Source organism: Rheinheimera metallidurans (assembly GCF_036983985.1).
In the GTDB taxonomy this organism is placed as follows: domain Bacteria; phylum Pseudomonadota; class Gammaproteobacteria; order Enterobacterales; family Alteromonadaceae; genus Alishewanella; species Alishewanella metallidurans.
On the sequence record NZ_JALAHQ010000002.1, the window covers coordinates 93534 to 119967 of the forward strand.

At 44.4% G+C, this 26434-nt stretch carries 22 protein-coding genes and 2 tRNA genes; 18 read left to right on the plus strand and 6 right to left on the minus strand.

Features of this window, described 5'->3' with window-relative positions:
- The first annotated feature begins 58 nt into the window (after positions 1 to 58).
- Entirely contained in the window at positions 59 to 742 is a 684-nt protein-coding gene (locus MN199_RS05825; RefSeq protein WP_335738738.1) for an MOSC domain-containing protein, read from the plus strand.
- Between the two features lie 24 nt (positions 743 to 766).
- Here MN199_RS05825 and MN199_RS05830 read toward each other — a convergent pair whose 3' ends face one another.
- Positions 767 to 1657, minus strand: a complete 891-nt coding sequence (locus MN199_RS05830) for a BrxR family helix-turn-helix transcriptional regulator (protein ID WP_335738739.1) — start codon at positions 1655 to 1657, stop codon at positions 767 to 769.
- A 341-nt stretch (positions 1658 to 1998) separates the two neighbouring features.
- Here MN199_RS05830 and MN199_RS05835 point away from each other — a divergent pair, with 341 nt between their 5' ends.
- The 6 genes from MN199_RS05835 to MN199_RS05860 all read left to right on the plus strand — a co-directional run bounded on the left by MN199_RS05835 (position 1999) and on the right by MN199_RS05860 (position 10939).
- A complete protein-coding gene (locus MN199_RS05835; RefSeq protein WP_335738740.1) occupies positions 1999 to 2310 on the plus strand; it encodes a hypothetical protein in 312 nt (103 codons plus the stop codon).
- 100 nt (positions 2311 to 2410) lie between these two features.
- Entirely contained in the window at positions 2411 to 4804 is a 2394-nt protein-coding gene (hsdR, locus tag MN199_RS05840; protein WP_335738741.1) for an EcoAI/FtnUII family type I restriction enzme subunit R, read from the plus strand.
- Positions 4805 to 4958: 154 nt separating this feature from the next.
- Positions 4959 to 6434: a type I restriction-modification system subunit M gene (locus MN199_RS05845; RefSeq protein WP_335738742.1), complete on the plus strand. Its 1476-nt coding sequence runs from the start codon at positions 4959 to 4961 to the stop codon at positions 6432 to 6434.
- A 4-nt stretch (positions 6435 to 6438) separates the two neighbouring features.
- On the plus strand, positions 6439 to 8133 hold the full coding sequence (locus MN199_RS05850) for a restriction endonuclease subunit S (RefSeq protein WP_335738743.1): 1695 nt from the start codon (positions 6439 to 6441) through the stop codon (positions 8131 to 8133).
- 43 nt (positions 8134 to 8176) lie between these two features.
- Positions 8177 to 9661, plus strand: a complete 1485-nt coding sequence (locus tag MN199_RS05855; protein WP_335738744.1) for a hypothetical protein — start codon at positions 8177 to 8179, stop codon at positions 9659 to 9661.
- 591 nt (positions 9662 to 10252) lie between these two features.
- Positions 10253 to 10939, plus strand: coding sequence for a hypothetical protein (locus MN199_RS05860; protein ID WP_335738745.1), 687 nt, complete (start codon positions 10253 to 10255; stop codon positions 10937 to 10939).
- A gap of 268 nt (positions 10940 to 11207) precedes the next feature.
- Here the strand turns inward: MN199_RS05860 and MN199_RS05865 are convergent.
- Together MN199_RS05865 and MN199_RS05870 are read right to left on the minus strand one after the other, a co-directional pair.
- Positions 11208 to 11284 (minus strand) — tRNA-Met (locus MN199_RS05865).
- Positions 11285 to 11457: 173 nt separating this feature from the next.
- Positions 11458 to 11534: transfer RNA gene (locus MN199_RS05870), tRNA-Met, on the minus strand.
- 204 nt (positions 11535 to 11738) lie between these two features.
- Between MN199_RS05870 and rlmKL the strand changes: the two genes are divergently transcribed.
- From rlmKL to rmf, 5 genes are all read left to right on the plus strand, one after another.
- Entirely contained in the window at positions 11739 to 13853 is a 2115-nt protein-coding gene (gene rlmKL, locus MN199_RS05875; RefSeq protein ID WP_335738746.1) for a bifunctional 23S rRNA (guanine(2069)-N(7))-methyltransferase RlmK/23S rRNA (guanine(2445)-N(2))-methyltransferase RlmL, read from the plus strand.
- A 2-nt stretch (positions 13854 to 13855) separates the two neighbouring features.
- A complete protein-coding gene (locus MN199_RS05880; protein ID WP_335738747.1) occupies positions 13856 to 14095 on the plus strand; it encodes a glutaredoxin family protein in 240 nt (79 codons plus the stop codon).
- Positions 14095 to 15996, plus strand: a complete 1902-nt coding sequence (gene uup / locus MN199_RS05885; protein WP_335738748.1) for an ATP-binding cassette ATPase Uup — start codon at positions 14095 to 14097, stop codon at positions 15994 to 15996. The genes MN199_RS05880 and uup overlap by 1 nt, the downstream gene beginning before the upstream one ends.
- Positions 15997 to 16022: 26 nt before the next feature.
- Complete coding sequence (locus tag MN199_RS05890; RefSeq protein WP_335738749.1) at positions 16023 to 17792, plus strand: DUF3466 family protein; 1770 nt, start codon at positions 16023 to 16025, stop codon at positions 17790 to 17792.
- Between the two features lie 264 nt (positions 17793 to 18056).
- A complete protein-coding gene (gene rmf, locus MN199_RS05895) occupies positions 18057 to 18239 on the plus strand; it encodes a ribosome modulation factor (protein ID WP_132583384.1) in 183 nt (60 codons plus the stop codon).
- A 100-nt stretch (positions 18240 to 18339) separates the two neighbouring features.
- Here rmf and fabA read toward each other — a convergent pair whose 3' ends face one another.
- On the minus strand, positions 18340 to 18852 hold the full coding sequence (gene fabA / locus MN199_RS05900) for a bifunctional 3-hydroxydecanoyl-ACP dehydratase/trans-2-decenoyl-ACP isomerase (protein WP_335738750.1): 513 nt from the start codon (positions 18850 to 18852) through the stop codon (positions 18340 to 18342).
- Between the two features lie 142 nt (positions 18853 to 18994).
- Between fabA and MN199_RS05905 the strand changes: the two genes are divergently transcribed.
- The 3 genes from MN199_RS05905 (at position 18995) to MN199_RS05915 (ending at position 20992) form a co-directional block, all read left to right on the plus strand.
- Entirely contained in the window at positions 18995 to 19252 is a 258-nt protein-coding gene (locus tag MN199_RS05905; RefSeq protein WP_132583388.1) for a hypothetical protein, read from the plus strand.
- Between the two features lie 77 nt (positions 19253 to 19329).
- Complete coding sequence (locus MN199_RS05910; RefSeq protein WP_335738751.1) at positions 19330 to 20187, plus strand: 6-carboxytetrahydropterin synthase; 858 nt, start codon at positions 19330 to 19332, stop codon at positions 20185 to 20187.
- Positions 20150 to 20992, plus strand: coding sequence for a M23 family metallopeptidase (locus MN199_RS05915; protein WP_335738752.1), 843 nt, complete (start codon positions 20150 to 20152; stop codon positions 20990 to 20992). Before MN199_RS05910 ends, MN199_RS05915 begins: the two co-directional genes overlap by 38 nt.
- Positions 20993 to 20998: 6 nt before the next feature.
- On the opposite strand, the gene MN199_RS05920 is transcribed toward MN199_RS05915, so the two are convergent.
- Positions 20999 to 22768, minus strand: a complete 1770-nt coding sequence (locus MN199_RS05920) for a M61 family metallopeptidase (RefSeq protein ID WP_335738753.1) — start codon at positions 22766 to 22768, stop codon at positions 20999 to 21001.
- A 177-nt stretch (positions 22769 to 22945) separates the two neighbouring features.
- Between MN199_RS05920 and MN199_RS05925 the strand changes: the two genes are divergently transcribed.
- The 3 genes from MN199_RS05925 to MN199_RS05935 all read left to right on the plus strand — a co-directional run bounded on the left by MN199_RS05925 (position 22946) and on the right by MN199_RS05935 (position 25362).
- On the plus strand, positions 22946 to 23344 hold the full coding sequence (locus tag MN199_RS05925; protein ID WP_132583396.1) for an acyl-CoA thioesterase: 399 nt from the start codon (positions 22946 to 22948) through the stop codon (positions 23342 to 23344).
- A 124-nt stretch (positions 23345 to 23468) separates the two neighbouring features.
- A complete protein-coding gene (locus MN199_RS05930) occupies positions 23469 to 24551 on the plus strand; it encodes a sensor histidine kinase (protein ID WP_335738754.1) in 1083 nt (360 codons plus the stop codon).
- Positions 24544 to 25362, plus strand: coding sequence for a LytR/AlgR family response regulator transcription factor (locus MN199_RS05935; protein WP_132583399.1), 819 nt, complete (start codon positions 24544 to 24546; stop codon positions 25360 to 25362). Before MN199_RS05930 ends, MN199_RS05935 begins: the two co-directional genes overlap by 8 nt.
- A gap of 7 nt (positions 25363 to 25369) precedes the next feature.
- Here MN199_RS05935 and MN199_RS05940 read toward each other — a convergent pair whose 3' ends face one another.
- Positions 25370 to 26359 (minus strand): ATP-dependent 6-phosphofructokinase, encoded by a 990-nt coding sequence (locus tag MN199_RS05940; RefSeq protein WP_132583401.1) that lies wholly within the window; start codon positions 26357 to 26359, stop codon positions 25370 to 25372.
- Positions 26360 to 26434 lie beyond the last annotated feature (75 nt).

Consider the following 26434-nt stretch of genomic DNA (forward strand, 5'->3'; position numbering starts at 1 on the left):
AGTGTACTGTGTGGGTATACTAGACACCAAATACTGCGTTAGTTTATTAGGCTATTTAATGACAACACATTACCTTAACGGCGTTTATTGCGGCAAAATCGCCACACGCTATGGCATTCAAACTGCGATAGATAAACACGGCGTTGAGCAAAGCTTATATTTATCTTTACACGGCTTAGCAGAGGATGAGTCGGCAGATCCTAAGCATCATGGTGGGCCAGAGCGTGCTCTGCACCAGTATCCGTTAGAGCATTATGCCTACTGGCAACAACAATACCCGAGCATTAATTGGCAAATACCGGGCATGGGAGAAAACATTAGCTCTATTGGTATGACCGAGCATAACGTTTACTTAGGCGACCGTTACCAATGGGGCGATGCCATTATAGAGGTAAGCCAGCCGCGCTCACCATGTTATAAGCTGAATAAACGCTGGGGTAACGCGAATATTTCCCTAGATATGCAGCAAAGTGGCCACTGTGGTTGGTTATATCGGGTTATTCAGCCAGGTACGGTAAGCGTTTCACAACCGTTGATTTTGCAGCAACGTTTAGCAAATGCCCTGAGTGTGGCAAAAACCTGTCAGCTATTTTTTACTGATCCGCTAAACCCAGAGCATTTAGCCCTATTAAAACAGCAAACCACGTTGTCAGTAAGTTGGATGAGTAAAATAATGCTACGCATAGAAACGCAACAAGTAGAAAATTGGCATTTTCGTTTGCATGGCCCTGACGCTATTTAGGCGTGTTTAAGCTGGGCTTACCGGCTAAAACGCATGCTTGCGCACCTCATCTAAATTTGCCACCACTATTTGTTGTGCTTCGGGGCGGGCTTCTATTTTGGTTAAATCTAAATTTAATGCCTGCACCGCATAGGGGATCAAGGCCGAGCGCACTGGGATCACGCGTTTACCCTGTGTCATATTGTAATCATCGGCAATAATGGTTTGCTGGTAAGCAGATAAACGCGAGTCGGGCACCAGTATAATATCAACCAAGGTATTCCAGCGTGCATCCTCTGCTTTAGTCATCTGTGCGCTACCTTCAATGTGGTTAATGCTGCGAAAACGGCTGAGCACAAAATCACGATAATCGCGGTTTTTCTCACAATATGCACGTACATGCCAACGCAGTGGTGTGCATACCAGTGTGTGCGGCGCAATAATTCGACTTTCTTCATCAGGCGAAGTAAGTGACACATAACCCATATCAATTTTGTTGCCATCTCTGGCAGCTTGCACAAGTGCGCGTAAAATATCGGGGTTTACCTGACGCACTGGCGTATTCAGCATTTCAGTATGGGCAAAGCCTAAATCAAGTTGGCTAAAGGTATGAGCGAAGTCTTTAGTGCTTGCCAACGCATGCAAATATTCATCGGCTAAGCCACTGGTTACCTTGGGCGAAAAATGGCTTGCAGGTTTGTAACCCCGTAACTTGCTGTCATACACCAGATTGTCTGGCGCAACATCACGCAAATAGGCATTAATATCTTTAGAGGCCTGCTGGCGGGCAATGCCAAAGCTGTTACATAAATGCTTAGTGGTTAAGCGGCCTTCCCACAGTGCAACAATTTCAATTAGCCGATAGCGCATCAGTAGCTCCCAGCGCAGCGGCCAACCTTGCTCCTCGTTTTCGCTAACATCATGTGTATTATTCATCGTTACCTTTGCGCTTATCTGTAGCCAAAGCGTACGCATGTTACGCTTGGTGTAGTCGTTTATTAGGTTACCAGTAGGTTTAAAGTTAAAGCAAAGCCAACCATAACAAAACAACAATTTTCATCCAGCCCTTTGATGTGAATGAAAAGCGTACACTGAATACTTGCACAGTATGGCGTGAATTTAGAAACAACCTAAGATGTATAGCAACGGATGACCTGTCGCCGATAGTTACAGTAAATAGATGACAATAAATAGGTGACAGTAAATGGACAACGCTACCGGACGTAGCGAACAGGGAAATGGACAAACAGGCACGGATGCCAACTTAGGAGACCAAGATGAACTACTTACAGCGCGAGTTATTTTTAATTACCTTACACCAGCAATTTACTGACATGTTTCTGGCCAGCAAAGCCGGTAAAGATAACGCTGAACAAAAGCTACGCAGCCAAGGCTTTATTCATGCCGGCGAATTGCTAGAGCTATGCAGCCGCCAAGAAGTACAGCAACTTATGGAACAAGTGCACCACGAAGTATTCGGCGTTAGTATAGCCAAGCGCCAACCCAGCGAGCAAAGCCGCCGCCAACACGCCTTAAGTTTAGGTGATTACGATTATTTTGATGAGCCGGCGATTAATCGATTGAGGTAAAATCCCTTGCAGTTTGCGCTTCAATACCTGAGGTGTTTGTCATTGACGCTGTATCCATTTCCTATACAATCGCTTAATCATCATACGGATATGAGTACGCATGAATAAAAAAGCCTTTAGCGAACGTGATATTTGTACCAAGTTTATTACTCCTGCCATTCAGCAAGCAGGCTGGGATCTTCAAAGCCAAATCCGTGAAGAGCTTACCTTTACTGCCGGGCGCGTTATTGTGCGTGGCCGCATGCATAGCCGTGGTGAAAGACGCCGTGCTGATTATGTGCTGTATCACAAGAAAAACCTGCCGCTGGCGGTAGTCGAAGCCAAAGACAATAAACACAGTGTTGGCGCAGGCATGCAGCAGGCACTGGCTTATAGCGAAGCGCTGGACGTGCTGTTTGTGTTTTCCAGCAATGGCGATGGCTTTTTATTTCATGACAAAACCGGCTTAAGCGGCAAAACCGAGCACGAGCTTACGCTTAACCAATTCCCCTCACCGGCGCAGCTGTGGCAATGGTATTGCCAGCACCATGGCTTTAAAGACAATGCTGTGCAGCTGGTGGATACACCATACTACGACGATGGCAGTGGCCGCAGCCCGCGTTATTATCAAATGACCGCCATTAACCGCACAATAGAGGCGGTGGCGCGTGGTCAGGACAGAATATTGCTGGTTATGGCCACCGGCACCGGTAAAACCTATACCGCCTTTCAGATTATCTGGCGGCTTTGGAAATCGCGGCAGAAAAAGCGCATTTTGTTTCTAGCCGACCGCAATATTCTGGTCGACCAAACCAAAAACAACGACTTTAAACCCTTTGGTCAGGCGATGACCAAAATTACCAAGCGCACAATTAACAAGTCGTACGAAATTTATTTGTCGCTGTACCAGGCGGTTACCGGCACAGAAGAAGAGCAAAACATTTACCGCGAGTTCTCACCCGACTTTTTCGATCTCATCGTCATAGACGAATGCCACCGCGGCAGCGCACGGGAAGACTCGGCCTGGCGCGATATTCTCGATTACTTTAAATCTGCCACTCATATCGGCCTTACAGCTACACCGAAAGAAACCAAGGAAGTGAGCAACATTCACTATTTTGGCGAGCCCATTTTTACCTACTCGTTAAAGCAGGGCATTGATGACGGCTTTTTAGCGCCATACAAGGTAGTACGCATCGACTTTGATATTGACCTGTTAGGCTGGCGGCCGAGAAAGGGCCAGAAAGATAAATACGGCCTTGAGATTGAAGACAGGATCTATAACCAGAAGGATATGGATCGCAATATCGTGTTTGACGAGCGTACTCAACTTGTGGCGCAAAAAGTGACTGAGTACCTGCAGAAAACCGGCGAGTTTCAAAAAACCATTATCTTTTGTGACGACATCGACCATGCCGAGCGTATGCGCCAGGCCCTGGTGAACCTTAACCCGGTGCGGGTGCGGGAAAACAGTAAGTACATTATGCGCATTACCGGTGACGACAACGAAGGTAAAGCCGAGCTGGATAACTTTATTAACCCGGAAAGCCGCTACCCGGTAATTGCTACTACCAGCAAACTGATGACCACCGGCGTGGATGCGCAAACCTGTAAGTTAGTGGTGTTGGATCAGCGTATTCAGTCGATGACTGAGTTTAAGCAAATTATCGGCCGTGGCACGCGCATTAATGAAGACTACGACAAGCTGTGGTTTACCATTATGGACTTTAAAAAGGCCACCGAGCTATTTGCTGATCCGGCGTTTGACGGTGAACCGGTAATCATCTTCAACCCCAAACCAGGCGAAGAAGCTGTGCCGCCGGAAGATATCCCAGGTGGGGTAGAAGAGCCCGGAGCGCCTTATGGCGGCTCTGAGCAGCCAGAAGATGAACCTGGCGGTGAGACAGGCCCAACCGGGCCAGGCGAGAAAAAGCAGAAGTTCTTCGTTAACGGCCAACCGGTGCAGATGATTGGCCAGCGGGTACAGTTTTTAGGCCCCGACGGCAAGCTGATTACCGAGTCGCTTACCGATTACACCAAGCAGTGCGTACAAAAGCAGTTTGCCACCTTAAAAGACTTCTTCCGCCACTGGAGCAGCGCCGAGCGTAAGCAGGAGATTATTCAGCAACTGGCCGAGCAGGGTGTGTTTTGGGATGAACTACGCGCAGAAGTTAAGCAAAAGCGCGGCAACGAGCTGGATGCCTTCGATTTAATTGCCCATATCGTTTACGATGCCCCGCCACTTACCCGGCGCGAGCGCGCCAATAACGTGAAAAAGCGCAATTACTTTACCAAGTACCAGGGCGCAGCCTTGCAGGTGCTGGAAAACCTGCTGGAAAAATATGCCGACACCGGCATAGAACATATTGAAGATATTAAAATTTTGCAGCTGCCGCCGTTTGACCAAATTGGCACCGGTATCGAGCTGGTGCGCGCCTTTGGCGGCAAAGCAGGTTACGAGCAGGCAGTGCAGGAACTAGAACAAGCGTTATACGACGATAAAAGCATTGCTTGATAATTAAGAATACTGAAGTGAGAACCGGCTTACACTAAGCCAACCGTTGCAGGCCTGGATGGCCGAATCGAGCCTACAAGGACGTATTTACGGCGTGTTGGCGTGTGTAAACCGGTTCGTGACCTTTAGACGAATTTGTTAGAAAAGGAACACCATGTCAATCAGCAGTACCATTAAATCCATTCAGGACATTATGCGCAAAGACGTCGGCGTCGACGGCGACGCCCAGCGTATCGGCCAGTTAGTCTGGATGCTGTTCTTAAAAATCTATGACGATAAAGAGCAGGAATGGGAGCTATTCGGCGATTATACCTCACCCATACCCGAGCCACTGCGCTGGCGTAACTGGGCCGCCGATGCTGAAGGCATTACCGGTGACGAGCTAAAGCAGTTTATTGATAACGAGCTATTTCCCACGCTGCAAAACCTGGAACCCAAAGGCGACGACCAGCGCGCTTTTGTCATTAAAAGCGTATTTGAAGATGCCTACAACTACATGAAATCTGGTCAGCTGCTGCGGCAGATGATCAACAAAATTCAGGACGGCATCGACTTTAATAAGGCGCAGGAACGTCATTTGTTCGGTGATATGTACGAGCAAATACTGCGCGACTTACAAAACGCCGGTAACGCCGGTGAGTTTTATACTCCGCGCCCGGTTACCGAATTTATGGTGCGCATGGTTAACCCCAAGCTGGATGACAAGGTGCTTGACCCGGCCTGTGGCACGGGTGGCTTTTTAACCTGCACTATCGAGCATAAGCGTAAGCATTACGTTAAAACCCCAAGCGACGAGCAAGTGCTGCAAAACAGTATTTTTGGCGTAGAGAAAAAGCCACTGCCGCACTTGCTTGCCACTACCAATATGATTTTGCACGGCATTGAAGTGCCGTTTAATATCCGCCACGACAACACCCTGGCAAGGCCGCTAATCAGCTGGGGGCCAAAAAAGCGGGTCGACTGCATTATAACCAACCCGCCATTTGGTGGCATGGAAGAAGACGGCATCGAAACCAACTTCCCGCAGGCGCTACGCACCCGCGAAACCGCCGATTTGTTTATGACGCTGATTATCCACCTGCTAAAAGACGGTGGCCGCGCCGCAGTGGTGCTGCCCGACGGCTTTTTATTTGGCGAGGGTATGAAATCACGCTTAAAAGAAAAGCTGCTGCAAGAGTGCAACCTGCACACCATAGTGCGCCTGCCCAATGGCGTGTTTAACCCGTACACCGGCATTAAAACCAACCTGCTGTTTTTCACCAAAGGCACACCGACTAAAGACATTTGGTTTTACGAGCACCAATACCCAGAGGGTGTAAAAAACTACAGCAAAACCAGGCCGATGCGCATTGAAGAATTCGCGGTAGAAGAAGCCTGGTGGGGCAGCGAAGCCGATGGCTTTGCCACGCGTGAGGAAAACGAATTTGCCTGGAAGGTGTCGGCAGATGAGATTAAAACGCGCAACTACAACCTCGATTGTAAAAACCCGCATATTGGCGAGTTAATCAGCCATGACCCGGAAGAGTTATTAGCCAGCTACGCCCAGCAGCAGCAGGAAATACAACAACTGCGCGACCAGCTAAAAAGCATACTGGCCGAAGCCTTAGCGCCAACAAGCGGCAGAGGTTAATAGCATGGCACTGCAAGTTGAACAGCTGATTACCGATCATCTAGATCTGTGGACACAGGCACAAACCGCCAAAAGTACCAGCGGACGCGGCAGCAATAACAAGATTGAGCTAACCGGTATTAAAAAACTGCGTGAGCTGATTTTAGAACTCGCCGTACGCGGCAAACTGGTGCCGCAAGATCCAACTGATGAACCAGCCAGTGAGCTATTAAAGCGGATTGCTGAAGAAAAAGAGGCGTTAGTTAAAGCCGGTAAGCTTAAAAAGCAAAAACCATTTCCGCGGATTTCGGATGAGGAAAAGCCTTTTGAATTGCCGAAAGGCTGGGCATTTCTGAAGCTTGGTTCGCTACTGGAGTTTGAGTATGGTGATAACTTACCAGAAGCAAAGAGAACAAATACTGGCGAATTCCCCGTATATGGTTCAAATGGGGTAGTGGGATCTCATAACGTAGCTTTTATAAATGCGCCTTGTATCGTAATTGGTCGAAAAGGATCTGCGGGTGCACTCAATTTATGTATGCATTCGGGTTGTTGCGTAACTGATGTTGCATATTACTGTATACCGTCAGCTTATATGAATTTAAATTTCGTGTTTAAGTTGCTCCATACTCTTGCTCTAGACAAGCTCGGTAAAGGGATTAAACCTGGCCTCAATAGAAATGAGGCTTATGAGCTAATCGTTTCGCTACCACCATTTGCAGAGCAGAATCGAATCGTCGCCAAAGTAGATGAACTAATGGCCCTATGCGATCAGCTGGAACAGCAAAGCTACCAGCAGCTCGATGCCCATAATCAACTGGTTGATGCCTTACTGGCTACCTTAACCCAAAGCCTGAATGCTGACGAACTGGCCAGCAACTGGCAGCGCCTGGCAGCACACTTTGATACGTTATTTACCACCGAATACAGCATCGACGCGCTGAAGCAAACTATTTTGCAATTAGCAGTAATGGGCAAGCTGGTTAAACAAGACCCTAGCGACGAACCCGCCAGCGAACTGCTAAAACGCATCGCCTTTGAGAAAGACGCCTTGGTAAAAGCCGGTAAAATCAAAAAGCAAAAATCGTTACCGCCGATTAGTGATGACGAGAAACCGTTTGAACTGCCAGAGGGGTGGGAGTGGTGTAGGTTGGGATGGATTGCTGAAATTAACCCGCGCAATTATGCCGAAGATAAACTTCAAGCGTCATTTGTACCCATGACATTAATTGGTAAATCACACACTGGCGAGCATCTGAGTGAAACCAGAGATTGGGGTGACATCAAAAAAGGTTTCACTCACTTCGCTAATGGTGATCTGGCTGTGGCGAAGATCACGCCATGTTTTGAAAACAGTAAGGCTGCAGTGTTTCATGATTTAACTAACGGCATTGGTGCAGGAACCACTGAGCTTCATATAGCCCGTTTTATCTCTGCAGAAGATGCTCTGGCAAAATATTTGTTGTTGAACATTAAATCACCACTTTATTTGAAGACAGGTGAGTCAAAAATGACAGGAACGGCAGGTCAAAAACGTCTGCCCAAAGACTTTTTTGAAGGTAATCCATTTGCTCTGCCGCCTAAATCTGAACAAGGCAGGATAGTTAATCGGGTAAACGAACTTTTTGAGCTTTGTGATGCTTTAAGTGAGAAATTGAATAGCAGTAAACAAACTCAAGTAGTCTTAGCTGAAGCATTGGTCGAACAGGTGGTTGCCTGATTAGCACAGTTAGACATTAAATTTGTTAGAGAAGGGATTTTGAATGAGCAGATGGACTACACAGTTTAAAAACCACGCATTTCAGGCACAGTTGAAAAAAGCCATGTCTTTACTAGCAGAGCTAAAGCCTCATCAAAATGCTACACCTGATGACCGGCTAGAGATTGGCCGGTTAAAAAAAGCAATGAAGTACATTGAGGAATCAATTCAGCTGATTGATCCTGAATTAACACCAATGTCTTATTTTGATGGTTTAAATAGTGGTTTTAGTCACGTTATTACATATATAAATCAGTACGCTACAACTCCTAACTCGCCTATTAACAGCATTCAAAGCGCTAACACTCACATTGATCAAATGTTGACAGTGATTGCTCCAGTTTGCGGTAAAGGCAGTGGGCCAGCCAAAGCGGCTCATTACGCATTTAAAAAGTATGCCGAAACCATAGAAGAGCATCTTACCCAGTTTCATGAGAAGGCAAATCAGATAGTTACCGACATGCAAAGCGCATCGGAAAGTGTCAAAGGTGATGCTGACTCAGTTGATACGCTTAAAAGCGAAATAGAAGAATTTAGAGACGAGCTGTTTGTTGAAACAGACGAGAAATACTCAGTTCAGCAGCTTATAAAAGAGTTGCAAGAGAAAGCCGATAGCCTTTTCGAAAAAATCAGCGGTTATCACGATAAGTTGTTTAGTGATGATGCCAGAGGCGAAGCAATCAGCACACAAATCGAGACCGCATTAAATGAAGCTACGGAAAACAGCGAGAGGATTGATGAGCTTTTAGACGGCGCAAAATCTGACCTAAAAGAGCTGAAAGATTTCTATCACCATATTTTTGGCAAGCCGAGTGCTGAAGACGAGACCGTTATGGTGGGCGGCTTAAAAGAAGAGTTGAAAAAGCGGCGTGCCGACTTAGATAAGTTTAAGAAAGAACAAGAAGAACGGTACAAAGCGCTAAACGACGAAATTGAGACGTTGTTACCTGGCGCAACCAGTGCAGGTTTAACTACTGCTTACAGGGAAATGAAAAATAGCTTCGACTCAACGATTAGCACTAATACAAAAATCTTTTATGGTTCGATTCTGACGTTGGTTGTTATTTCATTGGTTTCTGTGACTAACAAAATTTATTGGTTTGGTATCGACTGGGTAGACCTTAGCCAATTGTCCAATTTATGGAGTAACCTTGCTTATAAAATTCCGTTAGCGCTGCCTGTGATTTGGCTAGCATTTTTTGCGTCAAAGCGTCGTAGTGAAGCACAAAGATTACAGCAAGAATATGCCCATAAAGAGGCGCTGGCAAAATCCTATCAAAGCTATAAAACGCAGGTGGAACAGCTAGGCCAGGAAACTAATGAGTTAATGGCGCATTTATTAAGATCTGCCATAGATGCAATAGCATTCAATGCTTCCGTGACTTTGGAAACTAAACATGGTGACAAATCACCACTTCAAGACATGCTCGATAAAATCATTGATAGGCAGGATAAAATCGAACAGTTGTTGAAAACAGACAAAAAATGACTGTTACTAGGGCTAATAAAGAACCCCTAAGCAATAGCTTGCAAAGGCAATACTATCGATAGGGGCCGTGTTATAAACGACATTAATTCTCTGCTCAAAGTTAGTCAAAGATTTGTATGAGATACGATTGGATGTGCTCTGAAAAGCAGGCATATCCCTGTTTCCGGGACGGGCCGTAACTCCTTCTACGCATGGTAGACGAGATGCGCGTAGTGTAGTTAACTACAGGTTACGTATAAAGACTGCTTTGATATAACTAATGCTGTTTTAACAGGCTTACCGTTATATCTGTTTTAATAAATTTTAGAAAGACAGTACATTAAGCCGATATCGCAAGCTGTTGTAAAATCGAGTGTGAAAATGGCGACAGCACAGCAGATAATAACGAGTAAAACATCGTCAGCATGGTATTGGTAAGAGTAACTAGTAAGAAAGTTATAAATTTTTTTCATATGAACTCCGTTTAGTCAGTATTTGACGAGGAGAGCGTATCTAAAGTCTTGATGATGCTGGCAGATTAAACATGCTTATTTCGCCCTCTTAGCAAAGTATTTTTAGCTGGAATAGCGATATTAAGGACACTAAGCAATAATGAACATGCAATACCAATTCTGCGCTACCAATGCCCTAATCAAGTGGCTAAAATCCGACTTACCGCGTTTGCCCGCCGCACCCGGCCAGCAGGTGGGGGTGAATACCGTTGCCAGCACCCGCGAGCAAATGAGCTGGCAGTTGCATATTATCGACAATAGCTATGGTTCATGGCATAAAACCATTATTGCCACCGAGGCTAACAGTCGGTTTACTGTGTTTATACCGGTAGATTTAATACTGACGCCTGAACAGCTAAGCAAACGCTTACAAATAGAGTGGCAGTTTCTACTCGCTGAAACACTACAAGATCAGCATATGTTGCCGCGCAGCGATATTGCGCTGCTGCTAAGTAACCTTAGTGATATTAACTTCGACATAGACTGGGTTAAAAATACCGATCTTAGCGTTAATGGTCATATTGCAGACGCCGCATTGTGGGTAACGCAAACTTTGGCAGACAAAAAGCAAGCTGAATTATCGCCAAGTTTAGCACTGGAGTTAGCTATTTACCTTAACACTCAGCCCAAACGAGTAGCTAAACAAAAGACCAAAATTGTGCCGGTAGAGCGCTTAGCGCAGTACTGTAACAGCTTAGTAAACGCAAGAAACAGAATGCAGGAAAACAGTGTTACGCCCAAAAATATAAGCGATAATGTTGTGTATTTAAAAGATTTTAAACACTAAGTATTTAGCTAAACGTTGTAGCATCTGGCTCCACCTGCGAGTCAAGTTCCTCGGCTTATAGCACATTCTGTAATGATGCAGGTGCAAACGCAGGTACAAGTGCGGGTGCAAACACCAGAAAAATCTTGCACATACTCAAATTTCAGGCACAAAAAAACCGACTTAATTAGTCGGCTTAGTTGGTTGCGTAAGCTCAGGTTTAGACCTTCGCCTCGCGGTTATAAAGAGGAGCCCGAGGGCTTTCTAAATAATCACTACACACTTAATTTGGTTGCGGGAGCCGGATTTGAACCGACGACCTTCGGGTTATGAGCCCGACGAGCTACCAGGCTGCTCCATCCCGCGTCCGTATATTACCCTTGAGCAGAGAAGGTAATATGTTGATTTGCAAGACGTTAATTGATGACCTTTAGGCTAAACAAGTCACAATTGGTTGCGTAAGCTTGGGGTTAGACCTTCGCCTCGTGGTTATAAAGAGGAGCCCGAGGGCTTGCTAAATAATCACTACACACTCAATTTGGTTGCGGGAGCCGGATTTGAACCGACGACCTTCGGGTTATGAGCCCGACGAGCTACCAGGCTGCTCCATCCCGCGTCCGTCACTGCGGGGCGCATATTAGGGCTTTTACTTTAGACACGCAAGTCTTTAATTCGCTTTATTTCACATTAGCCGTTCAACCGCTGCTTTATTAAACAAAGCGCAGTTTAATACAACAATTTGGCCGGTGTGTAAAAACTCAAACGTATAAATACTACATTCTGCTATACTAAGCGCCATTTTTGATAAGGGTTGGGTAGCATGCTGGAATTCTGGGCGTTAACGTCTAAAGGGGTAGAGGAACTGTTGGCTGATGAGATCCGTCAACACGGTGGCGAAGTTATAAAAGTAACCATGGGAGTAGTGCGTTTTAGTGCTGAACTGCGCACGGCGTATCAGTTATGCTTGTGGTCTCGTTTGGCTACCCGAATTTTGCGTCTTATTCAGTCTGAGCCGATAACGGCAGACAGTGATATCTACCAAGTAGCCAGTAAAATTGACTGGCCGCAGCATATGTCGCTACGTAATAGTTTAGCGGTAGAGTGCGTTGGTAAACACCCGAAAATAGATAATACCCAGTTTGGCGCTATTCGTCTAAAAGATGCGATTGTTGATCAGTTTCGTGAAGAAACCGGCAACCGTCCAGATGTCGACCGTATGGACCCTGATGTACGTTTCCAAGTGCGCTTAGATAAACAGCATTTTCACTTCTTGCAAGATTTCTCTGGCCCATCGCTACATCAGCGCGGTTATCGCAGCGGGCAAGGTGAAGCACCATTAAAAGAACACTTAGCCGCAGCGTTATTGAAACGCTCAGGTTGGCAGGTTGAACAACCGTTATTTGACCCGTTTTGTGGTAGCGGCACTATTGTTCTTGAAGCGGCGTTAATTGCGCAAAATAAAGCACCGGGTTTAACCCGTGAAAAATTTGCATTTATTGGTTGGCCTGGCCATCGCGATGCCACGTGGCAACAGTTAAAACAAGAAGCAGTGGTTGCAGAACGTAGTTTGCCGGCAAAGGTACAATTTTGGGGCTCTGATTTTGATGAACGTAGCTTAGCCAAAGCCAAACAAAATGCGGCACGGGCCGGTGTTAGTGCTTTAGTGCAGTTTGACTATGCCGATGCCACCGCCTTAAAGGCTGCGGTTAGTAGTGTTGCCGGTGTTATTGTAACTAACCCGCCGTACGGCGAGCGTTTAGGTGATTTACCATCACTTATACCGCTATATAGTAAGTTTTCGTTAGCCTTAAAACAGCATTATCAAGGTTGGCGCTTAGCTATTATCACCTCAAATGCTGATTTACTGCGTGCGCTTCGTTTATCAAAAAGTAAAACCTATAAATTTACTAACGGTCCGTTAGATTGTGAATTTACGCTGTTTGATTTAACCGAAAAGCAAGTCGCGGTGAGCTCTGATGCACCAGCACTGTTTTATAGCGAAAGTAGCTCTTTTGGTAATAGGTTAGCGAAAAACCTTAAACAATTACAAAAATGGGCGAATAAAGAAGGCCTGAACTGCTATCGCTTATACGACGCTGATATTCCTGAATATAACGTGGCGGTAGATTGGTACGATGGCGAAGTAGTGGTGCACGAATATGCGGCTCCGGCTACGGTAGATGAGCAGGTATCACAAAAGCGTTTATTTGACGTGGTAAACCAAGTACCACAAGTGCTGGGTATTAACTCAGATAAAATGATTTTAAAGGTTCGAGAAAAACAAAAGGGTACTTCACAGTATCAGGCCAATGATAAAGTGGGCCGTTATAAAGAAGTTAGCGAATATGGCGCTAAGTTTTTAGTAAACTTACGCGATTATCTTGATACCGGCTTATTTTTAGATCACCGTATTACTCGGCGGATGATCCAGCAGCAGGCAAAAGGCAAAACGGTATTAAACTTATTTGCTTACACCGGCACGGCATCGGTACATGCGGCTATTGGCGGCGCAGCAAGTGTCACTACAGTAGACATGTCAAATACTTACCTTGATTGGGCTAAGCGCAACTTTACACTTAATGGTTTAGCCGGCAAGCAATACCAGTTTGAACAAGCCGATTGTTTGCAATGGTTAAGCCGTTGCCGTAATCAGTTTGAATTGATTTTTGTTGACCCACCAACCTTTTCAAATTCAAAACGGATGCAAGATAACTGGGATGTGCAGCGTGATCACGTGATGCTAATTAATATGCTAACGCCGCGCTTAGCGCCTGGCGGCAAGGTTATATTTTCTAACAACAAACGCCGCTTTAAAATTGATACTCAGGCATTAAACGATGCGGGTTGGCAAGTTAAAGATATTTCTGCAGCAACCTTACCTGAAGATTATAAACGTAACCCCAATATTCACGTTTGTTTTGAGTTAACCCGTTAACAATGACAAGCCATAGCTTAGTTTTATACAGCACCTGGGGCTGCCATCTTTGCGAGCAAGCAGAACAGCTGCTCGTGGCGGCGGGGTTGGCACAGCAGTTTAGCGTGGTAGATATTGTTGATGATGAACACGCCTTTGCACGTTACCGCGTAATGATACCGGTGCTGCGTAACGGCGATAATGAATTGTGCTGGCCGTTTGATGCGGCGCAGCTTGCAACATGGCTTAAGGATGTAAGATAGTGGAATTATTACGGTTTCAGCAGGCATGTTTAGCCTTTGGTACACACCCCATTTTAGATCACGTTGATTTTAGCTTATTTAGTGGCGAGCGAGTGTGTTTGGTTGGCCGAAATGGTGCCGGCAAGTCATCATTTTTAAAATTGTTGACCGGTCAGCAAAATTTAGATGACGGGCAAATAGTGGTTAATACCGGTGTGGTATTAAGCCGCCTTGAGCAAGACCCGCCAGCGAAAATGGAGGTGAAAATTGCCGACTTTATTCGTGAAGGCGCCGGCGATTTAGCGCAAATAGCCCAACAGTTTTACACCTTATCAGAAAACTTAGACGGCGCATCAGATGCTGATTACCGTTTATTTGAACAGCTACAAAGCGAAATGGATACGCGCGATGGCTGGGGTTTAGAAAGCCGCGTGGCCGATTTATGCCAGCAGTTTGAAATGGACCCGAATGCCAGTTTAACTACGTTATCGGGTGGCTGGTTACGTAAAGCGGCATTAGCCCGCGCACTGATTGCTAAACCCGACATTTTGCTACTTGATGAGCCAACTAACCACTTAGACGTTGCGGCGATTCAATGGTTAGAGCAGTTTTTACTTAATTTTTCTGGCGCTATTATTTTTATCTCGCACGATAGAGCGTTTATTCGTGCTTTAGCCAGTCGTATTATTGATCTTGACCGTGGGCAGCTAACGTCACACCCGGGTAACTATCAAGAGTACCTTGATCGTAAACAAAAGATGCTAGAAGACGAACAGCAGCACAATGCGCTGTTTGATAAAAAGCTAGCGGAAGAAGAAGTGTGGATCCGCCAAGGTATAAAAGCTCGCCGTACGCGTAATGAAGGCCGGGTACGTGCCTTAAAAGCCTTACGCCAAGAGCGTGCGCAGCGAGTAGAAACCCTGGGTAAAGTTGACTTTAATATTGAGCAATCTGACCGCTCTGGCAAATTAGTATTTGAAACCAAAGCCATAAGTGTGGGTTTTGACGGTAAAACCGTTATTAACGGCCTTGATTTATTGGTTATGCGTGGCGACCGAATTGCTTTAGTTGGCCCTAATGGTGTTGGCAAATCTACGCTAATAAAGTTATTGCTCGGTGATTACAAGCACACTAGCGGTGAAATAAAGCGCGGTACCAATATTGAAGTAGCGTATTTTGACCAACACCGCATGGCGCTTGATTTAGAAGCCACAGTGCAGGACAACGTGGCCGAAGGTAAGCAGGAAATTACCCAAAACGGTAAAACACGGCATGTGCTTAGCTATCTGCAAGACTTTTTATTTCCACCGGCACGCGCGCGTACACCGGTTAAAGCCTTATCCGGCGGTGAGAAAAACCGCTTGTTGCTGGCTAAACTCTTTGCGCGGCCAAGCAACCTGCTGATCCTCGATGAGCCGACCAATGATCTCGACGTAGAAACACTCGAATTACTAGAAGATATTTTACAGCAGTATCAGGGTACGGTATTACTGGTAAGCCACGACCGAGAATTTGTTAATAATACCGTGACGAGCTCGCTATTATTTGCCGGAGCAGGCCGTATAGTAGAAATTGCCGGTGGTTATGATGATGTGATCGCTTATCAGCAACGTCATGCAACGCCAGTGTTAACGCCACAAAAAGTGACAAAGCAAACACAAAGTATTACAGAAGAAACGCCAGTTCAGGCTTCTGCTGTAAGTACTAAGAAGTTATCATACAAAGAAAAGCGTGAGTTGGAACAATTGCCGGCACTTATCGAGCAGTTAGAAACCGAGCTTAAAGCCTTACAGCTGCTGGTAAATGACGGTGAGTTCTTCAAAAAAAGCGCAGAGCAAACCCAGAGCACGTTGAACCAATTACAACAGACCGAGTCGAAGCTGGCGCAAACCTACGCGCGCTGGGAAGAATTAGACGCTTAAAAGAAGTAAAAAATTAGGGGCCCCGAATGAAATTATCACCTATCAGTTTGGCGATACTGCCGCTGCTAAGTCTGTGTTCTGTACAAGCGGCAGTTTATAGCGTCGTCGACGTTGGTAAAGTACCGGAACTGAAATCTACCTATGCGTCAGCCATTAATGATAATGGTGATACCGTGTTTAACGGCGCCGTTAAAGTGGTTAAAAATGATGTTACAAATTCTGGTGTAGTACAGTATCAATATTTTAATTTTCCGATCCAGCTAAATGCTATCGATTTTGACAATGATAATATTAAAGCGCTATTTACAGCAGAGCAGTTAGCGGATGTAAAAAATGGCATCCTTGATGTAACAACTTTAGGTATTTTACTTGGTACAAACCCTGCGGCACAACCTATAGGTAATGCAATAAGCTATGTATTACGTGGCAATGAGCTAGCAAACAATATTAAGTTACGTGATGTCAACGCAACGCGAACTAACAGTGAATACTTATACGATATTAATAATGCTGGCGTCGCTGTAGGTCAGGCAACAGCTACCTTTACGCAGCAGAGCTTTACGCCTGCTGCCACCACTGAAAAGCCAACACCTGCGCCAGAGAAGTTATGGGCACCAGAATTACCCTATCAGTTGGGCGTAGTGGTAGTAGGTAATGACACTACAGCGTTAGCTCCTCTTTATTCAAGTTACGGCGGCGGTTACAGCGTGGCAAAAGCAATAAACGATAATGGGCTTGTTGCCGGCTACGGCAGCGTTGGCTTAGTTGCTGAATCTATTGCCAATATAGAAAAACTATGTACCGGAGCTGCAGTACCTATAGATGTTTGTTATTACAACTATCATACCAGTGCCGCAAGAATGCCAGCCATTAATGCTTATCGGCAAGAATTAAGCGATTTTAGTTATACCCAACGCGGCATATTGTGGTCACAAAATGGTAGTAACGCGGTTACACCTACGGTATTAGGTTTTTTAGGTGATAAAAATAGCCAAGTAGCGCATAGCGTTGAGGGTGTTAAAGCGATTAACTACTATAGCCAAGCTTTAGATGTGAACAATTCAGGTATTGCTGTTGGCCTATCCTTGTACAGTGATTCAGACTTGTACGTTTTCCAAGATGAAATTTATCGCACCGAGCAAGCAACATTATTTGTTGATAACGAAGCCTTACCTATGGTTGATCAAAATGAATGGTCTAGTAGTCGAGCTTTGTCTATTAACAACAATAATATTGCTATGGGTTATGCCGTAAAAAACATTAACGGTAACGCCCGTGCCAAGTTATTTTATTATGATTACAGCACCAATAAAGCAAATTATGTAACAGGTTTTTTTGCTAGTTCAAATACTCGACCTAATGCCATTAACGATAATAATCAAATTGTAGGTAATGCCGAAGTTATCATTGATGGTACCTCAACACGGCGAACTCACGGCTTTATGTACGATATCGCCAGCGATAAGTTTGTCGATTTAAATACGCTAGTTGGCTGTAATTTGCCGTACCAAATCGTTGATGCTACCGATATTAATAATAACGGTACTATAGTGGCTACGGCATTGGTTAGCCGTGAAAAGCGTAACATCAAAGGCGAGCCTGTACTTGATGCTAAAGGTGATCCAGAAATGGAAAGTGTTACCACAGTAATAACCTTGCAACCTATAGCCAATGGTGAAGTTGAAAGCTGTGGTGGGGAAGATCAGAATAGCTATAAACGTCAAAGTGGTGGCTTTGGTGGCGCAGGCTTAGTTTTAGGTTCAGTGCTACTCTGGTGGCGCAGACGTGTAATGTAAATAAAAAAGCTGCTTCGGCAGCTTTTTTTATGTTTCAGCAACTTATGCAATAAGCTATAACAAGCAGCGTATTTACACAAATAAAGTATAACAACGTTTATAAGTAAATCTTAAGAGCCATCAGTTCTTTAGCTATTGTCAAGCTATTAATTTAGCTTTAGTCGATTGAACCTTTAGTGCATGTCAGCTATCAATAATAGGGTAGTCGCAAGCAACATTGCGATTACTTTAATTACATAAAAAGTTATTGAGGAAGACTGCCGTATGAAAAGACAAAAACGTGATCGTCTGGAACGTGCTCATGCTCAAGGTTATCGTGCCGGTGTTACCGGACGGTCAAAAGAAATTTGCCCTTATCAAAGTTTAGAAACGCGCTCACAATGGTTAGGAGGCTGGCGCGAAGCCCTAGAAGACCGAGGTACTGGACTGTTTAATAAAGGTCCATAATTTACTGTAAAGGTTTATGTATTAAAAAAGCCCCGTTAAGGTAAACCTACGGGGCTTTTGTCATTGTGGGGCGTAGCTAATTAAAAGTAGAAACCGCTAATTAAAAACTAGAGGTATCTTGAAATAAGCCTACTTTTAAATCAGTAGCGGTATAAATGTCTCGGCCATCAACACTGACGACACCATCAGCAATACCCATAAATAGTTTACGTTTAATAACGCGTTTCATATTAATGGTATAGGTCACTTTTTTCGCGGTAGGTACAATTTGGCCAGTAAATTTAACTTCGCCAACGCCAAGCGCGCGACCTTTGCCTGGGCCACCAGACCAACCTAAGAAAAAGCCAACCAATTGCCACATGGCATCTAAGCCTAAACAACCTGGCATTACGGGATCACCTTTAAAGTGACAGGCAAAAAACCATAAATCAGGCGTGATATCCAGCTCGGCAATAATTTGACCTTTACCGTATAAACCACCTTCTTCAGAAATATGAACAATGCGATCCATCATTAGCATATGATCTGAAGGCAACTGGCTGTTACCTTCACCAAATAATTTACCTTCGCCGCAGGCGATTAAATCTTCTTTTGTAAAGCTATTCTTAGTCATGTATGTTTAATCCAGTAAAAATGCTGGGCCACTTTAGCGAACACTTGTACGCTAGACAAGTCCGATTTGTGTGAAGTTCAATTATACTTACTTAACTCGCTTACCTAAGTGGGTAACAGTGTTATTGCCAAAGAGTGACAACATGACTAATACCAGTAAAAAAGCCTTAACTAATGCAGAAAAACAGCAACGTTATCGTGAACGGCAAAAGCAATCAGGAAAAAAGGAATTACGCGGTTATCTTACGCCTGAAGCATTAAGTTGTTATGAAGAAATACAGCAAAAAACGCAGTGGAGCGATAGCCTGTTATTGAGCAATGCTATTCGTTTAATGTATGCCGCACACAAGTGTGGTCAAGTTGGCATTTTAAACAGTTGGCTGACCGAGCATAAGCGTTAATTTACCGGCTTGCTGGCTGTTGCCCGCAGCGGTTCAGCGCTATAATACGCGCTGTTTATAGTAATAGAGAGCCACTGATGATTTTGTTTGTTCGGGATTTAACGGTTATTGATTTTTCTTACCTATGTGAAAAACGTGGCATGTTAGGCGAAAGCTATATTGTTGATGTCGAGTTGCATGGTGGCTTAGATCAAACGTCTATGGTGTTAGATTTTAGCCATGTAAAAAAGCTGATAAAACGTACTATCGATGAGCTTGTTGACCATAAGTTAGTATTGCCAGAGCAATCAGCTGCCTTATCATTAAGCGTGATAGAACAAACGCATATTCTGCGCTTTAACAGCCAACGTGGCTTAATTCAAATGGCTGCACCGGCACAAGCCAGTGTGGCTATTGCAACAACAGCAATAAATGAGCACAGCATTACTGAATTTTTGCAGCAGGTGCTAAAACCTTTATTACCCGACAATATCGACCAAGTTATTTTCACTTTACGGCCAGAAAATAGCACTAGCTTCTATTATCACTATAGCCATGGCTTAAAAAAACATGATGGCAATTGCCAACGTATCGCCCATGGTCATCGCTCTACCATTCAAATTTATACTGACGGTATGTTAGCGCCACGATTAAACAAATATTGGTCTGAGCGCTGGCAAGATATTTATTTGGCTACCGCTGAGGATGTCTGCGACGCTGCAGCAATGCAACATTTACGCGCCGGAAACGATGATTACAGTTTTCGCTATCAAGCGGCGCAAGGCTGGTTTGAGTTAACTATGCCCAAAGCGCATTGTGAAATTGTGTCGTGTGACACTACAGTGGAATGCTTAGCTGATTACATTGCGACTGAACTTAAACTGCTAGACCAAACTAAACAATATAAGGTTGTTGCTTATGAAGGTGTGGGCAAAGGCGCTATTGCTTTTAGCTAGTGTTAGTGGTGTTGCACTAGCACAATCTCAGACCCAATTATCTGAGCTGAAATTACCCGCGTTTGAATTAAAAGGCCAGTTAACCCAAGGTAGTTTATTACTTGGAAAAACCGCACCTGGCAGCACGGTATTTTTTAATAATATTGAACTGCCACTTAGTGTTGATGGCCGCTTTGTATTTGGTGTTGGCCGCGATGCGCCGTTAAAACATCAACTTAAAGTGCAAATTAACAACCAGCAGCTAGTAAAAGAGCTGGTTTTTGCTCCACGTGAATATGATGTGCAGTACGTTACGGGCGTAGCACAAAAGTATGTTACGCCACCGAAAGACGTTACTGAGCGCATCAGCAAGGATAACCAACGAGTACGTAAAGTACGCGAAACGGTGTCTGGTTTAGTTTATATTTTTGCTACACCAATAATGCCCGCAAACGGGCGTATTTCTGGCGTTTATGGTAGCCAGCGCGTATTTAACGGTGAGCCGCGTAATCCACATTATGGGCTGGATATCGCCGCACCGACAGGAGCAAAGGTTATTGCCCCGTTCAGTGGCAAAGTACTGTTAGCAGAAGATTTATATTTTTCAGGTTTAACCCTAATTGTTGATCACGGTTTTGGTATTAGTTCTACCTTTATGCACCTGAGTAAATTTGATGTTGCAGTGGGGGATACCGTACAGCAAGGACAAAAAATAGCAGAAGTAGGCGCCAGCGGCCGTGTTACCGGGCCGCATTTAGACTGGCGTATTAACTGGCAGCAAGAAAGATTGGATCCTGCGTTACTGCCTGGCCTTATTATTCCATAGTGATTATTAATTGGCGTTAAGCCAACTATCACATAAACCTTGTTCAGTTATTGAAAGCATAGCAACCTGCTGCACTGATGCGGCTAACGTTAGCGTGCAGTGTAATAGCCGGTCTTTACGGTAAAAATGTACGGTAACGCTACTATTTGTCGCATAACGTTGCAGCAGCTGGCTAAAGTTATTAGCAGTGATCTTGCGTTGTTCCAATGCTAATAGCTGATCTCCGACCATTAAACCGGCACTATATGCTGCGCCAGCATGATAAACATGAGTTAGTTGCAATAAACCATTATTTACTTTGGTTAATGCACCAATAAAAATCTGGCTTTGCTCGTTAAGCTCACCGCCCATATCGTCAGCATGTTGCATGGGTCTAAATATTAAATTAAGCCCAAGTTTCACTGCAGCATCGGTTAAAGGTAAGGCTGCAGAATCGATTAACCAGCGCTGGCTTAACTGGGCTAATTCAGCAAAACCTAGTTGGGTTAGTATCACACTTAACGCATTGTCGGGGGTGCCGCTAGTTAGGTATTCTTGCCACAGCTTTTGCACGATCTGCTGCAGTGAACTACCTTGCTCGCGAAGTGCGGCATCAAGACAAAAGGCTAACAATGCACCTTTAGCGTAATAACTTACGACAGCATTTACCGCATTTTCATCTTGTTTGTAAAACTTTGTCCACGCACTGAAGCTACTATCGACAAGGCTTTGCACTTTATCGCTTGGGTTACGCGTGACTCTGGATATGGTTTTTTCAAGTGTTTTAATATAAGCCGTTTGCGAAATTATGCCCGATTGCACTAAGGCTAAATCATCAAAATAGGAAGTAAAACCTTCGTATAACCACAGTTGCGTGGTGTACTGCTCGGACGCGAGTTGGTAGCGCGAAAAATTAGTCGGTTTTAAGCGCTTAACCCACCAAGTATGAAAATATTCATGGCTACATAAAGCCAATAAGTTTTGGTAGTTGTCATCTATGGTGCTGATATTTGGTGCCGGCAAATCAAAGCGACTGCACAGTAACAAGGTGGAGTTAAGGTGCTCCAGTCCGCCGTAACCCTCTTCGGTTACCCAAAGCAAAAACCAATAGCTTGTAAGATCATCTGGCAGGGCGCCAAACACCTTAACTTGCTGTTGGCATATCTTGGTTAAATCATCAGTAAAACGCGTTAAATCCGTTAAGTTATCACCGGTAACCACAAGATAGTGCGGAATATCGTTAATAGTAAATTCACGCAGTTCAAATTGTCCTAATAGGATTGGGCTATCAATCAATGCTGCATAGTTATTAGCATTGTAGTAGCCAAAATCTAGAAAATCGGTATTTTTATTACGGCGTAAACCTGTAGCAACGCGCCAATGTTGCGCTAAGGCTGACGTCGGTTTTACTATTTTTATCTGATGGGGTAAATCGTGTAATTGGCTAATACCAAGACACAAACAAGCTGGGTTAAGTACGGCTACTTCATCATCTACGTAGGCAGCTCTAACGGATAAATCATAGGCATAAACGTGATAACTAACACTAACTTCATCGGTATTACAGTGTAGCTGCCAAGTTTGTTTATCTAGTTGAGTTAGCGCTAAGTTACCCAAGTTGTCAGTAGCTTCAATGCTAATAATATTACGGGCAAAATCTCTAATCATATAGCTGCCGGGGATCCACGCTGGCAAGCTAAGTTCATGTATCGCTTGAGTTGGCACAAAGCGTAAGGTTACTGAAATAAGATGAGCAGTAACGTCGGTAATATCCACATGATAATAAATAGAATTCATAACAATACTCTTTACGGCGTATTCAAGTCGCTATTATGCCGTTTTATCTAAATAAGGAAAATGCTCTATTTAGCCGCTTAAGCGGTAACAGGCGTCAGCGTTAATTCTGTGTATAATGTTGCAATTGCAAGTAACTCTTATAAAATTCATGCCTTAGCATGATCAGCAGAGACGAAGATGAATAATGAAGCTTTAATTGCCAAACGCATGGAGCATGCCGTTACTCGGGTTACGCAAACCGTGTTTCCAGGGCGCACCAACCATCACAATACACTGTTTGGTGGTGAAGCACTGGCATGGATGGATGAAGCAGCGTTTATCGCAGCTACGCGATTTTGTCGCAAGCCTTTAGTTACAGTAAGTTCAGACCGTGTAGATTTTAAAGAGTCGATTCCGGCTGGTTCTATTGTTGAATTGGTAGCAAGAGTAGAGCACGTTGGTCGTACTAGCCTTCGAGTACAAGTTGACATTTTTGTTGAAAATATGTATAGCGACGATCAGCATAAAGCTATTTCTGGTAGCTTTACCTTTGTTGCGCTGGGGCCAGATCGTAAACCTACACCCGTGTTGGGCTAAAGATTGACACTAAAGCAGCCAATTATGCGATTAAAGCTTGGCCAAACAAGTTCAGCGCGTAGCGGCTTTGTTACCGGTTTAGTTATAATTAGAGCATTATTAAATTTGCCTGCGGGTTATTGTTTTGTATAAGTTATTTGAAGATCGCACCCGTCAGTTTTGGATCCTGCATACCTTGGGCTGGCTTGGCTTTGCCATTGTTAACTACCTAAACTCGTTAGTGCAAGAAACTCGCGATGCCTATCTTATCGTGGTGGCACTTGATGCGTATATCGGTTGGCTGTTAACTATTCCACTGCGTTATACCTATCAAAAGGTAGGGCAGTGGACGCCATGGAAGATGGTGCTAACGGTATTAGTATTAGCCTTTACCGTTGCTGCGGTTTGGACTGCGGTACGAAATTTTAATTACTGGGAAATATACCGGCACGGCGCACGCCCTGATCATTGGATAAAATATATTCGGGAAACACCATTTGCCTTTTATGTAATGCTAAGCTGGAGCGGCTTATACTTTGGTATAAAATACTATCAGACGTTACAAGAAGAAAAACAAAAATTACTTACCGCTACCAATAAAGCACACGAAGCACAGCTAAAAATGCTGCGTTATCAGCTTAATCCACACTTTTTATTTAATACCCTAAATGCGATCTCTACCTTGGTATTAATCAACGAAACCGACACGGCCAATAAAATGGTTACTCGGCTTAGTGACTTTCTACGCTATTCGTTGTACAAAGATCCTATTAATAAGGTACCGCTTGAGCAAGAGGTGTATGCCGCTAGGTTATATCTTGAAATTGAAAAGGTGCGCTTTTCTGAGCGCCTATCAGTGATCTTTGATTTAGAACCTGGCACAGAGAAAGCTTTAGTACCGAGTTTAATTTTACAACCCATTATAGAGAACGCCATTAAGTACGCGGTTGCTAGCCAAATTAATGGTGGTGAAATAGCCATCACAGCAAAGAAATTTGGCCACGATTTACTGTTAGAAGTTGCCGATAATGGCCCAGGTATGAGCATTAACGATGGTCTACCCAAAAGCAGCGATAGCGGTGTAGGTTTAGTCAATACGAAAGAGCGGTTGTCAGCCTTATATGACAATAATTTTGCGCTGGTATTAACGCATAATCAGCCTCAGGGGCTGAAAGTAAATATTAGAATTCCATTACAATTAGAAAAAACGGAACATGAACATGCTTAAGGTAATAGTAGTTGACGACGAGCCTTTAGCCCGCAAGGGAATGTTAGTGCGTTTGCGGGAATTTCCAGAATTAGAAGTAATTGCAGAATGCAGTAACGGCCAGCAAGCCGCTGACGTTATTGCTGAGTTAGAACCTGATTTAGTATTTCTCGACGTAGAAATGCCGGGCATGGACGGCTTTGCTGTGCTGAAAAAATTGCAAGCGCAGCAGGTTACCTTACCCTATGTTATTTTTGTTACTGCCTATGATCACTATGCGTATAACGCCTTTGAAGTGAACGCATTAGACTACGTACTTAAGCCAGTTGAACCTGAGCGGCTAAAACAAGCAGTAGAAAAAGTATTACGTATTCACCAGGCGCAGGATACGCAAAAACATAAGGGCCAACTAGCAGAAGCCGTAGCGAAATTAACCGGCGACGAAGCGGGAAATATTCTGCAACGGTTAGATAATGCTGAACCGGTGGTAAATGATCGCTTTCCTGATGCCATTAGCATTAAAGATAGTGGTGAAATTACTCGAGTGCCGGTGGCAGCTATTGAATGGGTAGACGCGGCAGGCGATTATATGTGTATTCATACTCGTGATGGCCAAACCCATATTTTACGCCGTACGATGAAAGAGCTAGAACAAGAGCTTGATCCTAAAGTGTTTGTGCGGGTACATCGCTCAGCTATTGTTAATGTACAAACTATTGCAAAGTTACAAATGCTTGCCAATGGCGAACATCAACTTATGCTGACTAACGGCCAAGCGGTGAAGGTTAGCCGTAGTTATAAAGACCGTGTTAAACAAGTATTTAATCAATAAGTTATGCTTAATCGCTGGCAATAAGTTGTTGCCAGCGCACTAAATAAGGATCAATGGGTTTTTTCTTATCACCGGTTTGACCTAGCGGGTATAACACCGCTTGTTGGTTAACTTCACCGGCCATCATCAAATTAGCACCCGCAACCAGCTGCTCTACTGCGTACGAACCTAACTTAGTGGCAAGTATTCTATCTGCTCCTACTGGACTACCACCGCGTTGTATATGGCCTAAAATACAAGCTCGGCAGTCGATGCCTAATTCTTCGCTTAATGCTTCAGCTAATGCCGTTGTGCCGCCAGGATAGCTATTTTCAGCGACGACAATAATATAACTGCTTTTACCTCTAAGTAATTGCGCATGCTTAATGGGTGTGATTACTTCTTTTAGCGAACCCAGTTGCAATGTGCCAAATTCAGGGCAGATAATTTGCTCAGCGCCAGCGGCAATGCCGGCAGCTAAGCTAATATGGCCGGAATGACGGCCCATTAGTTCAACTAAAAAGATGCGCTCAAACGCATCAGCGGTATCACGAATTTTGTCTATGGCATCCAGCGCGGTATCTATGGCAGTAGCAAAACCAATAGTGTAATCGGTGCCATCTACATCGTTATCAATAGTGCCTGGCACGCCAATAATTTGGCCGCGATAGTATTTGGCTATCGCTAGTGCGCCGCGAAAACTACCATCGCCGCCAATAACAATTAATGCATCAAGCTGTAACTGCTCTAATGCCATTGCTGCTTGTTTTGCCCCCTCAGCGGTGTGCAAAGTTTTACAGCGGGCACTTTTCAAAATAGTGCCACCACGTTGAATAATATGTTGCACGTGCTGGGGTAATAAGGTTTGGTAATCGTTATCTAACAAACCATTAAAACCATAGTGAAAACCAATAACATCAATATTATGTACCGACGCCGTTAACACTGCAGCACGTATAGCCGCGTTCATGCCTGGTGCGTCGCCACCAGAGGTAAGTATACCAATACGTTTAATCATTATTCGTCTCAAAATAAGAAATTATAACCGGCAGCCGGCAAAGCTGGTTTGATATAGCGCAACGGCAAGTGAATT

Bases quoted from the DNA above. Each gene is read 5' to 3' on its own strand.
- MN199_RS05825 (WP_335738738.1), top strand. From the start codon at position 59: ATGACAACACATTACCTTAACGGCGTTTATTGCGGCAAAATCGCCACA.
- MN199_RS05830 (WP_335738739.1), bottom strand. From the start codon at position 1,657: ATGAATAATACACATGATGTTAGCGAAAACGAGGAGCAAGGTTGGCCG.
- MN199_RS05835 (WP_335738740.1), top strand. From the start codon at position 1,999: ATGAACTACTTACAGCGCGAGTTATTTTTAATTACCTTACACCAGCAA.
- hsdR (WP_335738741.1), top strand. From the start codon at position 2,411: ATGAATAAAAAAGCCTTTAGCGAACGTGATATTTGTACCAAGTTTATT.
- MN199_RS05845 (WP_335738742.1), top strand. From the start codon at position 4,959: ATGTCAATCAGCAGTACCATTAAATCCATTCAGGACATTATGCGCAAA.
- MN199_RS05850 (WP_335738743.1), top strand. From the start codon at position 6,439: ATGGCACTGCAAGTTGAACAGCTGATTACCGATCATCTAGATCTGTGG.
- MN199_RS05855 (WP_335738744.1), top strand. From the start codon at position 8,177: ATGAGCAGATGGACTACACAGTTTAAAAACCACGCATTTCAGGCACAG.
- MN199_RS05860 (WP_335738745.1), top strand. From the start codon at position 10,253: ATGAACATGCAATACCAATTCTGCGCTACCAATGCCCTAATCAAGTGG.
- rlmKL (WP_335738746.1), top strand. From the start codon at position 11,739: ATGCTGGAATTCTGGGCGTTAACGTCTAAAGGGGTAGAGGAACTGTTG.
- MN199_RS05880 (WP_335738747.1), top strand. From the start codon at position 13,856: ATGACAAGCCATAGCTTAGTTTTATACAGCACCTGGGGCTGCCATCTT.
- MN199_RS05890 (WP_335738749.1), top strand. From the start codon at position 16,023: ATGAAATTATCACCTATCAGTTTGGCGATACTGCCGCTGCTAAGTCTG.
- rmf (WP_132583384.1), top strand. From the start codon at position 18,057: ATGAAAAGACAAAAACGTGATCGTCTGGAACGTGCTCATGCTCAAGGT.
- fabA (WP_335738750.1), bottom strand. From the start codon at position 18,852: ATGACTAAGAATAGCTTTACAAAAGAAGATTTAATCGCCTGCGGCGAA.
- MN199_RS05905 (WP_132583388.1), top strand. From the start codon at position 18,995: ATGACTAATACCAGTAAAAAAGCCTTAACTAATGCAGAAAAACAGCAA.
- MN199_RS05910 (WP_335738751.1), top strand. From the start codon at position 19,330: ATGATTTTGTTTGTTCGGGATTTAACGGTTATTGATTTTTCTTACCTA.
- MN199_RS05915 (WP_335738752.1), top strand. From the start codon at position 20,150: ATGAAGGTGTGGGCAAAGGCGCTATTGCTTTTAGCTAGTGTTAGTGGT.
- MN199_RS05920 (WP_335738753.1), bottom strand. From the start codon at position 22,768: ATGAATTCTATTTATTATCATGTGGATATTACCGACGTTACTGCTCAT.
- MN199_RS05925 (WP_132583396.1), top strand. From the start codon at position 22,946: ATGAATAATGAAGCTTTAATTGCCAAACGCATGGAGCATGCCGTTACT.
- MN199_RS05935 (WP_132583399.1), top strand. From the start codon at position 24,544: ATGCTTAAGGTAATAGTAGTTGACGACGAGCCTTTAGCCCGCAAGGGA.
- MN199_RS05940 (WP_132583401.1), bottom strand. From the start codon at position 26,359: ATGATTAAACGTATTGGTATACTTACCTCTGGTGGCGACGCACCAGGC.